This is a genomic window from Arthrobacter ginsengisoli (genome assembly GCF_031456935.1).
In the GTDB taxonomy this organism is placed as follows: Bacteria; Actinomycetota; Actinomycetes; order Actinomycetales; family Micrococcaceae; genus Arthrobacter; species Arthrobacter ginsengisoli.
Genome location: NZ_JAVDVQ010000005.1, coordinates 61,082 through 75,584 on the forward strand (window position 1 = coordinate 61,082; position 14,503 = coordinate 75,584).

The following is a 14,503-nucleotide window of genomic DNA, read 5'->3' on the forward strand; positions in this document are numbered from 1 at the left end:
CCCAAACCCCTGGTTTGGCCGCCAAAAGTGATAGGGCAACGGGCGTTTAACGGGGGCGCAGGGCGGCGCGCACCCGGAGAACCGCGCCGCGGAAGTCATCGGCCAGATCGTCGGCGTTGAACTTGAAATAACGCCAGCCGGCCGCGTTGAACGATTCGTCGCGGCGGTTGTCGCGGGACTGTTGTTCGCGCGTGCGGTGATGGCCGCCGTCGTACTGGATGGCGATCCGTTGGCGCCGGTAGCCGAGGTCCGCAGCGGGGGAGTAGGGGTCACCCGGCACAATCCGAAGCTGCAACTCGGGCTCCGGGAGCCCGGCCCCGGTCAACGCCAGGCGAAGGACCGTTTCCGGCGCGGAGTCGGAGCCCGGCCGGATCAGCTCGAGGGCCTGGCGGGCCTTCACGATTCCCTTCAGTTTCGGATGCCGTCTTAGCATCGCCGCAAGCTGGGGACGTGTCGCCCAGGGCTCCGTGCGGCCCTCGAGCTCAGGGCGGGGCTGCCGCACCAACTGGTCGCCCACCGCCACGAGATCGGTCAGGGGCAGGATCCGGGCAAGGTCCAGCCAGGTCCGGGCCGGCGTTGAAATCCGGATTCCGTCCCAGACCATGAGCTCGTCGTTGAACGCCAGGACGGTATGTCCGACTACACCCTCTCGCCGGACCGGCGGCAGCGCCCTGGGTTTGCTGAGATGCAGTTCCTGGCAACCGCGGAACCACGACGGGAGCCACAGGCCCAGCAACATTGCGGCCGTGAGGTGCGATATCCACGCGCCCGGCGTCGCGGCCGACAGGGCACGGGCCAGGCCGCGGAGTTCAAATTCCCAGCCGGTAGGCAGATAGATCAGCCGGCCGGCCGTCGCGAGATCGGAGGCGCGGAGCCGGGAGCTGCCCAGGGTGGCAGCCCGGGCCTCATAGACCGTGAACGGGGCTGAGGCGAGGTGGGCCGGCAGGGCTGCTGGTGGGTGCATGCGGACCATTCTTATCCCAACGCCGGATCCCCGCTCCGGTTATCCACAAGGACCCGTTGCGCTATCACTTTTGGTCGGCATTCCGCCGAAATGACCCCCAAAAGTGATAGCGCAACGGGAGGTGGGAGGGGCTGGGGAGGGGCTGGGGAGGGGCTAGAAGAGGCCGACGGGGTTGCCGGCGGCGTCGACGTCCATGCGCATCGCCGCGGGCACCCGGGGCAGTCCAGGCATCGTCATGACCGCGCCGGTGAGGGCCACGATGAAGCCGGCGCCCGTCTTCGGAATGAGGTCGCGGACGTGCACGGTGAAACCCTTCGGGGCGCCGAGCCTGCTCGCGTCGTCGGTGAAGGAATACTGCGTCTTCGCCATGCAGACCGGGAAGCCGGACCAGCCGTTCTTCTCGATCTCCGCGAGCCGCTTGAGCGCCGGAACGGAGAAATCCACTCCGTCGGCGCCGTAAATTTCCTGCACGATCGTCCGGATCTTGTCCTCCACGGACATCTCCAGCGGATACAGGTGCCGGAAGGTATGCGGCGCATCAACCGCCGCGGCAACCTTGGCGGCGAGTTCATCGCCGCCGTCGCCGCCTCCGCCGCGGCCCCAGACATCGGCCACGGCCGCCTGGACGCCCGCCGCGGCGCACCATTCCAGCAGCCAGTCCAGCTCCTCCCGGGTGTCCGTGGCGAACCGGTTGATCGCCACCACCGGGGTGATGCCGAATTTCTCCACGTTCCGCACATGGCGCTGAAGATTCACGACGCCGGCGGCCAGCGCGTCCACGTTGGGCTCCCTGAGCTGGTCCTTGGGGACGCCGCCGTGCATCTTCAGGGCCCGGATCGTCGCGACCACCACGACGGCGGACGGGGCGACGTCGGCGACGCGGGACTTGATGTCCATGTACTTTTCCGCGCCCAGGTCGGCGCCGAAGCCGGCCTCGGTGACGACGATGTCCGCCAGGCTGCGGGCGGTCTGGGTCGCGATCAGGGAGTTGCAGCCATGGGCGATGTTGGCGAACGGCCCGCCGTGGACCAGGGCCGGGGTCCCGGCGATGGTCTGCACCAGGTTCGGTTTGAGGGCGTCCCTGAGCAGCATGGTCAGGGCCCCCTGGACACCCAGCTGGGCCACGGTGACCGGCTGCCGGTCGTACGTGTAGCCGAAGGTGATCCGGCCGAGCCGTTCCCGCAGGTCGGCCAGGTCGGTGGCGAGGCAGAACACCGCCATGATCTCCGAGGCCACGGTGATGTCGAAGCCGTCCTGCCGGGGGGTGCCCTGCGTCGGGCCGCCGAGGCCGATCACGACCTCGCGCAGGGACCGGTCGTTCATGTCCAGCACCCGTTTGAACGTCATCCGGCGCGGGTCGATGTTCAGTTCATTGCCCTGGTAGATGTGGTTGTCCACGAGGGCCATCAGGGCGTTGTTCGCCGAGGTGACGGCGTGGAAATCGCCGGTGAAGTGGAGGTTGATCTCGTCCATCGGCAGGACCTGGGAATAGCCGCCGCCGGTGGCGCCGCCCTTCATCCCCAGGATCGGGCCGAGCGACGGTTCCCGCAGCGCGATCATCACCCTGTGGCCGGCCCGGGCCAGGGAATCCGCCAGGCCCACCGTGGTGGTGGACTTGCCCTCGCCGGCGGGGGTGGGCGACATCGCGGAAACCAGCACCACCTTGCCGGGGGCGCGGGAGACACCGCCGGCCTTCGAAGCGGCGAGCCTGGCCGGATCGATCTTTGCCTTGTACCTGCCGTAGAGCTCGAGGGCTTCGGCGTTGATCCCGGCCGCCGCGGCAATCTCCTCGATCGGCCTCATCGTGGCACGCTGCGCGATCTCCAGGTCACTCGGCGCGGCGGTACCGGCGGGAATCGTCGATTCAGACATCGTTGTCCTTTGGCTCGTGGCGCCGGTGGATGTTCCGGCCGGTGGTGGCGGGCCGCTGCTACCGGCCCATGGTTCCGGTTGAGGGCGTGTGGCCCACCGGAATGGTCAGGTTTCCAAAGTACTGGCTGATGGCCGTGTGGTAGCTCTCCAGCGTGACCGCGGCGGTGTGTTGCCAGCCGAATCCCTCCGCGTGCAGGGCGGCCGCGCGGCCCATGTCCGCGCGGGTCGCAGGGTCGTCGTACAGGGCTTCCAGGGCGTCGGCCCAGTCGGCGGCCTTGTGGCCCTCGACGAGCAACCCGGTCCGGCCGTCGAAGATGGCACGGGACAGCCCGCCGACCTTGGTGGCGACCACCGGCGTTCCGCAGGCCTGGGCTTCGAGCGCCACGAGACCGAAGGATTCGCTGTAGGACGGCATCACCACGACGTCGGCGGATCGGAACCAGCCGGCGAGCTTCGGTGCGCTGACCGGCGGATGGTGGGTGACGACGTCGTCCATTCCCGCGGCGCTGATCAGCGCCTTCAAATCGAAGTCCTTGGCCCCGCTGACCGCGCCGAGGATGGTCAGCTGAAGGTCGATGTCCGGACGCCGTGCCCGCAGCAGGGCGGCGGCCTTCACCAGGATCTGCGGACCTTTGAGGCGCTGGATCCGCCCGGCGAACAACAGGTGGAAGCGGCCCGGCGGCACCCCATGGGCGGCCCGGGCCCGGCTGCGGAAGGCCGGGGTGAAGATCTCCAGGTCGACGCCGGGCGGTGCCACATCGATGCGGTCGTTGTCCGCGTGGTAGTGCGAGACCAGTTCCGCCGCTTCGGTGCCCGTGTTGGCGACCAGCCGGGTGGCGCCGTCGACAATCCGCTGCTCGCCGTCCTCGCGCCGGCGCGGCTCGCGCTGCTCACCGGCGACCAGCAGCAGGTTCTTCACCTTGGCCATGGTGTGCATGGTGTGGACGAGGGGACGGCCCCAGAGGCTACCGAGCTCGAGCCCGGCCACCCCGGAAACCCAGTAGTGCGAATGGATCACGTCGTAGCGGCCGTGCGGCTGGAGCTGCCGGATCCGGTCGATTTCGGCCACCATGCTGTGCAGCAGTTCGGGCAGTTCCTCCTTGGGCAGCTTCCGGGTCGGACCGGCCAGGACGTTGTGGACGCAGACGCCGGGGGAAGGGTGCTCGACGGCGGCCTGTCCGGCGGACGTGGACCGGGTGAAGATCTCCACTTCGACGCCGGTTTCGGCGAGGGCCGCGGCGAGGGCGCGGATGTACACGTTCATGCCCCCGGCGTCGCCTGACCCGGGCTGCTCCATCGGGGAGGTGTGCAGGGACAGGAAAGCCACACGGCGGACCAGCGACATCTGTCTCCCTCCCTCTCCGGACACGTCCTGGTGGAACACGTCCGGATGGACACGTTGTGGTGAAACCGGTCCCGGTGAAGCGTGCCCCTAAAGGAGCCTGCCGGAACTGCATTTCGATAAAACACTACTCCTGAAGTTCCCGCGGGTTCACAGGCCGGTGGGCGGCGCCGGTCACAGGGCCGGGCGTGCTGCTAACGTGACGGCTGTGAGCACACGCGAAGAAACGGATTCCTCCGTCCCCGGCTGGGACATCCGCCCGGCCACCGGCGCGGACTGGCCGGCGATCTGGGAGATCCTCGAGCCCGTGATCAGGGCCGGCGAGACCTTCACCTGGGACCGGGACACCACCGAGTACCAGGCCGGGGAACGCTGGTTCAACCAGCCGCCGGGCCAGACTTTCGTCGCGGCGGGGCGCGGGGAACTCGACGGGGTCGTTCTTGGCACCGGCGAGCTGCACCCGAACCAGGGCGGCGGCGGAAGCCACGTCGCTAATGCCGGGTACATGGTCCACCCGGCGCACGGCGGCAAGGGCGTGGCCCGTGCGCTGTGTGCCTATTCGCTGGACGCGGCCAGGGCGGCCGGGTTCCGGGCCATGCAGTTCAATGCCGTCGTCGAAAGCAACGTCCGGGCTGTTGCCGCCTGGCAGTCCATGGGTTTTGAGGTGCTGGCGACCATTCCGGAGGCATTCCTGCACCCGCGGCTGGGCTACGTGGGCCTGCACCTGATGTACCGCAGGCTTTAGCGGCAACCAGGCTGCCGGCTGACGACATCTGGCGCCGGCGCCTCAGGACTCCCCGGACCAGAGCGTCCCCAGCTCCGGGAAGGCGGCCTCGTAGCCGGCCATCAGCTGGTCCGCGAGGTCCGCGGAGTCGACCAGCGGGTGCCCGGCGAAGGCCGCGCGCGCCGCGTCCCGGCGGCCAGGCCCGGTGGTCCCGGCGCCCCGGCGGGTGGCCGTCACGACGAGCCGTTCGACGTCCTTCACCCGCCGGAGCAGTGCCAGCTGGGCCGGCGCCGGGCGCTCCTGCGGCAGCGGCACGACGCCGTCGGGTGTCACCGTGCAGGGGACTTCGACGACGGCGTCCACTGGCAGTCCCGGAATCGCCGCCGGGGCACCGGCGCCGCCGGTGGTGTTGGGGGTGTTCAGGATCAGCTCCGCCGGACCGCCGCCGGAGAGGGCACGCATGACGGCGAGCGCGACCCGTTCGTAGCCGCCGCCGGCCAGGTCCGTCTCATCCCGGCGCTCGCCGGCGGTGCGGGCCTCGGCGAGGTAGCCCTCTTCGCGGGAACGGCGTGCGGCGTCCCACAGCCGGTAGGCCTCGGGTCCGGCCGCCGCGAGCCGCGGGTACAGCTCGGACTGCTGCCGGTCGATGGACTCCCCGCGGGTCGTCGCGGCGGAGCGGATACCGGCCAGGGCACGCTGCGTCTCGTAGAAGTAATAGAGGTACTCGTTCGGCAGGCACCCCAGTGCCGCCAGGAAGGGCTGCGGAAAGAGGCGGCCTTCCTCGAAGCCGGCCAACGCGCCGGCGTCGGCCAGCAGCCCGGGCAGCACGTCGCGGCCGCCGGACTCCAGCCGGTACAGCCAGCCGAGATGGTTCAGGCCGTAGTAGCCCACGCCGTCGAGCCTGCCCTCAGGAAGCTCGACGCCGGCGGCGCGCGCCGCCCGGTGGACCAGCCCGCTGGCCGAATCGCAGATGCCCACCACCCGGTGGCCGAGCACCGGCACCAGGGCCTCGGTGACAATGCCGGCCGGGTTGGTGAAGTTCAGCAGCCACGCGTCCGGGCAGCGGCGCCGCATCTGTTCTGCGAGTTCGAGCATGCGCGGGATGGACCGCAGGGCGTAAGAGATGCCGCCGGCTCCCGTGGTCTCCTGGCCGAGCAGTCCCAGGTCCAGGGCCACCCGTTCATCGGCGGTGCGGCCGGCCGTCCCGCCGGGGCGGATCGCGGCGAAGACCAGGTCCGTGCCGTCGAGCGCCTCGTCGAGTGAGGTGGTGGCCCGCACCGCGGGACGCGGCGCGGCGCCGGGTGCCTGCCCCGCGAGTGAGGCCAGCACCGCGTTGATGGCGGCGAGGCGGCGCGGATCGACGTCGTACAGCACCAGTTCCCGGACCAGCCCGGCGAAGGGTCCCGCGCAGAGCGCCCGGTAGACCAGCGGTACGCGGAACCCGCCGCCCCCGGCAATCATCAGCCGCATGCCGACAGTCTATGCACAGTGGCCCGTGCCGGCCCGGCCGATGCCTTTCCAGCGGTACCGGGACGGCGTAATGTGCCATACATGGACGCGATGCCGACGCGGCGTTTTGACCCGCTTTCCGCCGTCCGAACCCCGACGGCGGACGGCTTCGACCTGCTGTTGACCGGGACCGTCTTCCAGGACATCATCTTCACCGGGCTGCCGCACCCGCCGGTCGCGGGCACCGAGATCTGGAGCGACGGGATGGGCAGCTGCCCCGGCGGCGTGGCCAACCAGGCCATCGCCGCGGCCCGGCTCGGGCTGCGGACCGGGCTGGCGGCCGCGTTCGGCGACGACGGTTACGGCGACTACAACTGGAAGATCCTGGCCGGCCAGGAACACGTGGACCTGTCACTGTCCCGGCGCGTGCCCGGCTGGCACTCGCCGGTCACGGTGTCGCTCAGTGTGGAGCAAGACCGCTCCATGGTCACGCACGGCCACCCGGCCCCGGTGAGTTCCAGCGAGCTGGTCGGCTGCCCCCCGCCCGCGCTCGCCGCCGTCGCCGAGCTCGGTGAGGCACTGGAACCGTGGGCGCTGGACGCGTACAAGGCCGGCGTCCTGCTGTTCGGCGACGTCGGCTGGGACCCCACCGGCGTCTGGTCCCCCACCCGGCTGGACAACCTGCAGTACTTCCACGCCTTTATGCCGAACCAGCACGAGGCGATGTCCTTCACCGGCCACGACAATCCGTGGGCGGCGCTCTACGCCCTGGCGGAGAAGGTGCCGGTCGCCGTCGTGACCCTGGGGGCGCAGGGGGCAATGGCCGTGGACTCCCAAACGGGCGAAGAGGAGTGGGTGCCCTCGCTGCCGGTGTCCGCGTACGATCCGACCGGGGCGGGCGACTGTTTCGGCGCCGCCTTCATCGTCGGCTGCCTGGCCGGGTGGCCGCTCGGCGACCGCCTGCGCTTCGCCAATCTCTGCGCCGCCCTCGCCGTGCAGGAGGTCGGCGGCTCGCTGGCCGCACCGGGCTGGGGGGACATCGCCGACTGGTGGCAGCGGGCCAACGCCCGGAAGGAACGGCAGAGCAGCCAATGGCTTCGGCGCTACCGCTTCCTTGAGGACATCGTCCGTGATGTGCCGCCGGAAGCGCAGCGGCGGGCGACGGCGACCATCGCGCACCTTTCGGACGCATAGGCCCTTCCCTCCCGGCTCGCCCCCGGGGGGACATGCCCTCCGTCCGGGGCGGGGAATGGACATGGTGGCATTGTGCGCAGGCCCGGGCGCGAACACTGAGCATGTCCCACGGGCGGACGCGGGCGGACAGGGGAGGGCAGGGGTTTGGCTCGCTCTGGACCTGGTGGCCGCTGGACATGTCCCGCGGCCGGGGCGGGGAATGGACATGGTGGCATTGTGCGCAGCCGCGGCCGCGAACACTGAGCATGTCCCACGGGCGGACGCGGGCGGACAGGGGAGGGCAGGGGTTTGGCTCGCCGTGGACCTGGTGGCCGCTGGACATGTCCCGCGGCCGGGGTGGGGAATGGACCTGGTGGCATTGTGCGCAGGCCCGGGCGCGAACACTGAGCATGTCCCACGGGCTGGGGCTGGGGCTGGGGCCGGGGCGGCTGGGGCTGCGGCGGGGCGGGGTGCCGGTGCGGGGCCCGAATTCAGCCCCGCGCGCTGCCACCCCTAGAATCGTTAAGTGACTTACCCAGCAGCAACCGGTGATTTCCGGCCCGTCCCGGAGTCCCTGCCCGCCTATGCCGAGGAACGCTCGGCAGTAATCGACCTCGAAGCCATCCGGCACAACGTCCGGCATCTGGCCGCCGTGGCCTCGCCGGCCCGGGTGATGGCCGTGGTCAAGGCCGACGCGTACGGGCACGGCGCCGTTCCTGTGGCCCGCGCAGCGATCAGCGCCGGCGCCCACTGGCTGGGAACGGCCCACATTTCCGAGGCCCTGGCCCTGCGCGCCGCCGGCATCGAGGCGCCGCTGCTGGCCTGGCTGCACACCCCGGAGAGCAACTTCGCCGCCGCCGTGGCCGCGGGGATCGACGTCGGCTGCTCGGGCTGGGAACTGGAACGCATTGTGGCGGCCGCCCGCGAGCAGGAACGGCCGGCCCGCGTGCACCTGAAAGTGGACACCGGGCTCGGCCGCAACGGGGCGACCCTGGATGCCTGGGACAGCCTCGTCGGCGAAGCCATGGAGTACCAGGACCAGGGCCTGCTGCGGGTGGTCGGGATCTTCTCCCACCTGGCGGTCGCCGACGAACCCGAGCGCCCGGAAACCGACGACCAGCTGGCGGCCTTCCGAGAGGCCCTCGCCATCGCCCAGGACGCCGGCGTCGACCCCGAGGTGCGGCACCTCGCCAACACCCCGGCCACCCTGTCCCGGCCCGACACGCACTTTGACCTCGTCCGCGTCGGACTGGGACTCTACGGGCTCTCGCCCTTCGAGGGGCAGAGCCCGGACGAGCTGGGCCTGCGCCCGGCAATGACCGTCCGCACCGTCGTTTCACACTGCAAGGATGTCCAGGCCGGCCAGGGTGTGTCCTACGGCCTGAACTACCGCACGGGCAGCGCGAGCACCCTGGGCCTGATCCCGCTCGGCTACGCCGACGGCGTCCCGCGGATCGCCACCGGAGGTCCGGTCCGCGTCAGCGGCGTGAACTACCCGGTGGTGGGACGCATCGCGATGGACCAGATGGTGATCGACCTCGGCCCGCTCCACGTGTCAGCCGGCGGGCCCAGCCTTCTCGGCGCCGAGGCGGTGCTGTTCGGCAACGGCGGCGACGGCGGCCCCACCGCAGAAGACTGGGCCCGGGCTGCCGGGACCAACAACTACGAGATCGTCACCCGGATCAGCCCCCGCGTGCCCCGCCGCTACATCAATGAAGAACCCGCCAGCGACGAGAACCGGCCGTGAGCGCGGCGGCCTGGGAACGGAGCCTGGAAGTCCGGACCGCGGACGAGACCCACGCCCTCGCGGCCGGCCTCGGTGCGCAGCTGGAGGCCGGCGACCTGCTGGTCCTGACCGGCGAACTGGGAGCGGGGAAGACCACCTTCACCCAGGGCCTCGGCGAGGGGCTGGGCGTCCGGGCCGGCATCATCTCACCGACTTTCGTGCTGGTCCGCATCCACCCGAACCTTCCCGGCGGTCCGCGCCCCGGCGGCCCCGACCTCGTGCACGTTGACGCGTACCGGCTCGGGTCAGCCTCGGAAATCGACGATATCGACCTCGAAAACACCCTGGACAGCGCCGTGACCGTGGTCGAATGGGGCCGCGGCCGGGTGGAGCACCTGAGCGAGAGCCGACTCGAGGTGGACCTGGTCCGCAGCCTGGGTGCCGTCCCGCACGCCGCGGTCCCCGCCCCGCAAACAGCGCACGCCCCGGAAACCGCCGGGGACATGGCGGCCGCCGGGGATCCCGGCGTGCTGGACTTCGACACTGACGACGACGACGAACCCCGCACGATCGTGATCCGGGGCTTCGGCCCCCGCTGGGTGGACGCGCCCGCCCTGCCCGCGCCCCACACCCCGGAAGGGACCTGATGCTGATCCTTGCCATTGACACCTCGGCCGTGGCCAGCGCCGCGCTCGTCTCCGATGACGCCCCGGAGACGCTCGTGGGCAGCTTCTCCACCGAGGACACCCGGAGCCACGCCGAAGTGCTGGCCCCCGGCATCGAGGCGCTCCTCGCCGAGGCTGGCCTGAGCGGCGCCGACGTCGACGCCGTCGTCACCGGGGTGGGGCCGGGCCCGTTTACCGGCCTGCGCTCCGGCATCGTCACGGCCCGCACCCTCTCATTCGTGTGGGGCAAACCGCTGTACGGACTGATGAGCCTGGATGCCATCGCGCTGGAAGTGGCGGAGTCCACCGCTGCGGCGCCGGAGTTCATCGTCGCCACGGATGCGCGGCGGAAAGAGGTCTACTGGGCCCGGTATGCCCTCACCGGCGCCCAACTGCCGCAGCTCGTGGACGGCCCGCACGTCGGCTACGCCGCGGACCTGCCCGATCTTCCGGTCTACGGCGCCGGCGCGGGCCTCTATGCCGACGTCGTCAAGGCGGTCCCCGAATTCAGCTCCCGCCAACCGGAGGCCCTTTCGCTGGGGCAGTTCGCCCTTGCCCGGCTCGCGGCCGGGGAGCGGCTGCTCGATTCCACACCGCTCTACCTGCGCGAGTCCGACGCCCAGGTTCCCGGGCCGCGGAAGAGGGCGCTGTGAACGCCCCGGCTGGGGATCCCGCCAGCGGCCCCGCAGGGGCGCCGGCGGGTGTGACCCTGCGGGAGATGACCCCGGCGGACATCCCCGCCGTGCATCAACTGGAGCGCAGGCTCTTCCCGGTGGACGCCTGGCCGCTGAAGATGTTCGTCGACGAGCTGGCGCAGGCCGAAACGAGGCACTACCTCGTGGCCGAGCGGGCCGGGACGATCGTGGGCTACGCGGGGCTGATGTGCATCGAGCCGATCTCGGACGTCCAGACCATCGCCGTCGTCCCGGAGCAGGAAGGCCGGGGGATCGGTTCGGCGCTGCTCACCGAACTCATCCGGGAAAGCCGGCGGCGCCGCGCCGCGGACGTGCTCCTGGAGGTCCGGGCCGACAACCCCCGCGCCCAGCAGCTCTACCACCGCTACGGCTTCGAACAGATCCACGTGCGGCGGCGCTACTACCGCGACGGCGTCGACGCGCTGATCATGCGGCTGCGGCTCGGCACGCCCGAACCCGGCACGCCCGAAGCCGGCATCCGCGAAACCGACACCACGCCCAGGGAAGCAGACCGCCCATGAACAGCACCCAGAACGGTGGCCGGCCGCTGGTCCTCGGCATCGAATCCTCCTGCGACGAGACCGGCGTCGGGATTGTCCGCGGCACGCAGCTGCTGACCAACACGGTGTCCTCCTCGATGGAGGAGCATGTCCGGTTCGGCGGCGTGATTCCCGAGATCGCCTCCCGCGCCCACCTGGACGCCTTCGTGCCCACGCTCCGCGAGGCGCTGGCCGAAGCCGGGGTCACCCTGGATGAGATCGACGCGATCGCCGTCACCTCCGGTCCGGGGCTCGCGGGAGCCCTGATGGTGGGCGTCTGCGCGGCCAAGGCGCTCGCCGTCGCCACGGGCAAACCGCTCTACGCGATCAACCACCTCGTCGCGCACGTCGGCGTCGGGCTGCTCCGGACGGACGACGGCGGCCCGCAGGAGATCGGCCCGCAGGGCAACACCCTGCCGGACAACCTGGGCGCCCTGCTGGTCTCCGGCGGGCACACCGAAATCCTGCGGATCCGGAACATCACCGGGGACGTCGAACTCCTCGGGTCCACAATCGACGACGCCGCCGGCGAGGCCTACGACAAGGTGGCGCGCCTGCTGGGCCTCGGCTATCCGGGCGGCCCGGCCATCGACAGGCTGGCACGCGCCGGAAACGCCAAGGCGATCCGCTTCCCGCGCGGCCTCAGCCAGCCCAAATACATGGGGACTGCGGACGAGCCCGGCCCGCACCGCTACGACTGGTCGTTCAGCGGACTTAAGACCGCCGTCGCCCGCTGCGTGGAGCAGTTCGAGGCCCGCGGCGAGCCGGTTCCGGTGGCGGACGTCGCCGCGGCCTTCCAGGAGGCCGTGGTGGACATCATTACGTCCAAGGCGGTGCTGGCGTGCCGGGAGAACGGCATCACCGAACTGCTGCTGGGCGGCGGCGTGGCGGCGAATTCCCGGCTGCGCCAGCTCACCGAACAGCGCTGCAGCGCCGCCGGCATCCGGCTGACCGTCCCGCCGCTGGCCCTGTGCACGGACAACGGTGCCATGGTCGCGGCGCTCGGCGCCCAGCTGGTGATGGCGGGGATCGCGCCGAGCGGTATCGCCTTCGCACCGGATTCCTCGATGCCGGTGACCACCGTCTCGGCCTGACGCGGTCCCGCGGAGCGGTCCCGGGGCCTAGGCTGCGGGGCCCTTGCGCATCTGCTGGACCAGATCCAGTACGACGGCGCGCAGGTCGCCACCGTGTTCCTCCGCCACGCGCCGCTGCCGCTGGTACCCGGAGCCGCGGTCGATGATCTTCAGGACGTCGGCCAGTTCTGCGGTGCAGCCCAGTTTCACCGCGACGGGTTCAAGCCGCGCGACCGTTTCGCGGATGTGGTCGGTGACGAGCTGCTCGTTGCCTGCGGCGTCGAGGATGATGATGGCGTCCAGGCCGTAGCGCGCCGCCCGCCATTTGTTCTCCTGCACATGCCACGGAGGCATGGTGGGGATGGTGCCGCCGTTGTCCAGCGTTGTGGAGAACTCGTCGACGAGGCACTGCGTCAGCGCGGCGATGGCGCCGACTTCCTCCAGCGAGGCCAGGCCGTCGCAGATGCGCATCTCGATGGTGCCGAAATGCGGAACCGGCCGGATGTCCCAGCGGATTTCCGAGAGCGAGTCGATCACACCGGTGGTGAACATGTCCTGGGCATAGGACTCGAAGTCCGCCCAGCTGGCGAACTGGAAGGGCAGGCCGGCCGTCGGCAGCTGTTGGAACATCAGGGCGCGCTGCGAGGCGTAGCCGGTGTCCTCGCCACCCCAGAACGGGCTCGAGGCGGAGAGCGCCTGGAACTGCGGGAAGTAGTTCACGAGGCCATCCAGAACCGGGAGGACCTTGTCCCGGCTGTCCAGGCCCACATGCACGTGGACACCGTAGATCACCATCTGGCGGCCCCACCACTGCGTGCGGTCAATGAGCTTGGCGTAACGCTCCTTGTCCGTCACCGGCTGCAGCTGCGGGGGGCTGAAGGGGTGGCTGCCGGCGCAGAAGATCTCGACGCCCATCGGATCGGTGACGTCACGGACGGCGGCGAGGGAGCTGCTCAGGTCCGCCTTGGCCTCGGCCACGGTGTTGCAGATCCCGGTCACAAGCTCCACCGTGTTCAGCAGCAGCTCCTGCTTGATGTGCGGGTGCTCGTCGTCCTCGTTCAGTTCGGGATGCCTCGCGGCGACACCGCGGAGAACCTCCTTGGCCACCGAGGCCAGCTCCCCGGTTTCCGCGTCGACGAGGGCAAGTTCCCATTCCACACCAAGAGTTGATTGCCTGGATGAAGCGAAATCAATCTTCATGTGGTCCCTTCGTTGTTGCACTGTCCGTATCCATGCCCCGGCCGGCAACGTCATCGGCGGATTCGCCGGACAGTTGGCGGGGCAACGGTGGCTCAAGTCTAGTGCAGGGGCGGCGTGGAGCCGCTGGCCGGACTGCACCCGAAACGTGAAAGTGTTCACAAAAATAATCGGACGGCAACACCGCGTCCGGGAGCGGGCCACGCCGGACCGGCCTGGCGTTTAATGGAGTGGTGCCCATCCTGAACAAAGACATGACCCTCTGCATCTCGCTCTCGGCCCGGCCGAGCAACAACGGGACGCGCTTCCACAACCATCTGTATGAACAGCTCGGCCTGAACTGGATCTACAAGGCCTTCGCCCCGACAGACCTCGCACAGGCGATCGCCGGTGTGCGCGGACTCGGGATCCGCGGCTGCGCAGTGTCGATGCCCTACAAGGAGGATGTCATTGCCCTCGTGGATGTGATGGATCCGTCCGCGAAAGCGATCGACTCGGTCAACACCATCGTCAACGACGGCGGCACGCTCACCGCCTACAACACCGACTACACGGCGATCGAGCAGCTGCTGCAGCGCAACGCCGTGCCCGCCTCCTATTCGGTGCTGCTGAAGGGCGCCGGCGGCATGGCGAAGGCCACCGCCGCGGCACTGCGCGACGCCGGCTTCCGGAACGTCACCGTAATAGCGCGCAACGAGGAAGCCGGCCGGGCGCTCGCCGGGCTCTACGGCTTCGCCTGGCGCGCCGACGTCGATCCGTCCGCCGCCGGGCGGGCCGACATGATCATCAACGTCACGCCGGTGGGCATGGCGGGCGGCCCGGACGCCGATTCCCTGTCCTTCCCGCCGTCGGCGATCGACGCCGCGACGGTGGTGTTCGACGTCGTCGCGTTGCCGGCCGAGACGCCGCTGATCAAGGCCGCCCGGGCGGCCGGCAAGACCGTGATCACCGGCGCGGAGGTGGCGACCATCCAGGCGCTGGAACAGTTTGTGCTGTACACCGGGATCCGGCCCGGCGACGAGCAGGTCCGGGCGGCCGAGGACTTTATGCGGGCCCAGTAGCCTCCCGGAAACCGGGAATATGG

Annotated in this window: 13 protein-coding genes; 8 read left to right on the forward strand and 5 right to left on the reverse strand. The window is 70.3% G+C overall.

Going from position 1 to position 14,503, the window contains the following annotated elements:
* Positions 1-46: 46 nt before the first annotated feature.
* The 3 genes from J2X01_RS07560 to mshA form a co-directional block, all read right to left on the reverse strand.
* The gene (locus tag J2X01_RS07560) at positions 47-964 is read right to left on the reverse strand and encodes a DUF559 domain-containing protein (RefSeq protein ID WP_310052506.1); all 918 of its coding nucleotides are present in this window, start codon (positions 962-964) and stop codon (positions 47-49) included.
* A gap of 153 nt (positions 965-1,117) precedes the next feature.
* Positions 1,118-2,836, reverse strand: coding sequence for a formate--tetrahydrofolate ligase (locus J2X01_RS07565; RefSeq protein ID WP_310052508.1), 1,719 nt, complete (start codon positions 2,834-2,836; stop codon positions 1,118-1,120).
* A gap of 58 nt (positions 2,837-2,894) precedes the next feature.
* Positions 2,895-4,181, reverse strand: coding sequence for a D-inositol-3-phosphate glycosyltransferase (gene mshA, locus J2X01_RS07570; RefSeq protein ID WP_310052509.1), 1,287 nt, complete (start codon positions 4,179-4,181; stop codon positions 2,895-2,897).
* Positions 4,182-4,386: 205 nt separating this feature from the next.
* On the opposite strand from mshA, the gene J2X01_RS07575 reads away from it, so the two are divergent.
* Positions 4,387-4,923 carry a GNAT family N-acetyltransferase gene (locus tag J2X01_RS07575; protein WP_310052511.1) on the forward strand — a complete coding sequence of 179 codons (537 nt, stop codon included), beginning with the start codon at positions 4,387-4,389 and terminating at the stop codon, positions 4,921-4,923.
* Positions 4,924-4,965: 42 nt separating this feature from the next.
* On the opposite strand, the gene J2X01_RS07580 is transcribed toward J2X01_RS07575, so the two are convergent.
* Positions 4,966-6,372 carry a family 4 glycosyl hydrolase gene (locus J2X01_RS07580; RefSeq protein WP_310052513.1) on the reverse strand — a complete coding sequence of 469 codons (1,407 nt, stop codon included), beginning with the start codon at positions 6,370-6,372 and terminating at the stop codon, positions 4,966-4,968.
* 81 nt (positions 6,373-6,453) lie between these two features.
* Between J2X01_RS07580 and J2X01_RS07585 the strand changes: the two genes are divergently transcribed.
* From J2X01_RS07585 to tsaD, 6 genes are all read left to right on the forward strand, one after another.
* Complete coding sequence (locus J2X01_RS07585; protein WP_310052515.1) at positions 6,454-7,545, forward strand: carbohydrate kinase family protein; 1,092 nt, start codon at positions 6,454-6,456, stop codon at positions 7,543-7,545.
* A gap of 505 nt (positions 7,546-8,050) precedes the next feature.
* A complete protein-coding gene (gene alr, locus J2X01_RS07590) occupies positions 8,051-9,271 on the forward strand; it encodes an alanine racemase (RefSeq protein WP_310052519.1) in 1,221 nt (406 codons plus the stop codon).
* Positions 9,268-9,897 carry a tRNA (adenosine(37)-N6)-threonylcarbamoyltransferase complex ATPase subunit type 1 TsaE gene (tsaE, locus tag J2X01_RS07595; RefSeq protein ID WP_310052521.1) on the forward strand — a complete coding sequence of 210 codons (630 nt, stop codon included), beginning with the start codon at positions 9,268-9,270 and terminating at the stop codon, positions 9,895-9,897. The genes alr and tsaE overlap by 4 nt, the downstream gene beginning before the upstream one ends.
* On the forward strand, positions 9,897-10,568 hold the full coding sequence (gene tsaB / locus J2X01_RS07600) for a tRNA (adenosine(37)-N6)-threonylcarbamoyltransferase complex dimerization subunit type 1 TsaB (RefSeq protein ID WP_310052524.1): 672 nt from the start codon (positions 9,897-9,899) through the stop codon (positions 10,566-10,568). The genes tsaE and tsaB overlap by 1 nt, the downstream gene beginning before the upstream one ends.
* Positions 10,569-10,633: 65 nt before the next feature.
* Positions 10,634-11,131 carry a ribosomal protein S18-alanine N-acetyltransferase gene (gene rimI / locus J2X01_RS07605; protein ID WP_310055594.1) on the forward strand — a complete coding sequence of 166 codons (498 nt, stop codon included), beginning with the start codon at positions 10,634-10,636 and terminating at the stop codon, positions 11,129-11,131.
* Positions 11,128-12,243 carry a tRNA (adenosine(37)-N6)-threonylcarbamoyltransferase complex transferase subunit TsaD gene (tsaD, locus tag J2X01_RS07610; RefSeq protein WP_310052527.1) on the forward strand — a complete coding sequence of 372 codons (1,116 nt, stop codon included), beginning with the start codon at positions 11,128-11,130 and terminating at the stop codon, positions 12,241-12,243. Before rimI ends, tsaD begins: the two co-directional genes overlap by 4 nt.
* 27 nt (positions 12,244-12,270) lie before the next feature.
* Here the strand turns inward: tsaD and J2X01_RS07615 are convergent, their stop codons facing one another.
* On the reverse strand, positions 12,271-13,422 hold the full coding sequence (locus J2X01_RS07615; RefSeq protein ID WP_310052529.1) for a glutamate--cysteine ligase: 1,152 nt from the start codon (positions 13,420-13,422) through the stop codon (positions 12,271-12,273).
* Positions 13,423-13,652: 230 nt separating this feature from the next.
* Here J2X01_RS07615 and J2X01_RS07620 point away from each other — a divergent pair, with 230 nt between their 5' ends.
* Positions 13,653-14,480 carry a shikimate 5-dehydrogenase gene (locus J2X01_RS07620; RefSeq protein ID WP_310052531.1) on the forward strand — a complete coding sequence of 276 codons (828 nt, stop codon included), beginning with the start codon at positions 13,653-13,655 and terminating at the stop codon, positions 14,478-14,480.
* Positions 14,481-14,503 lie beyond the last annotated feature (23 nt).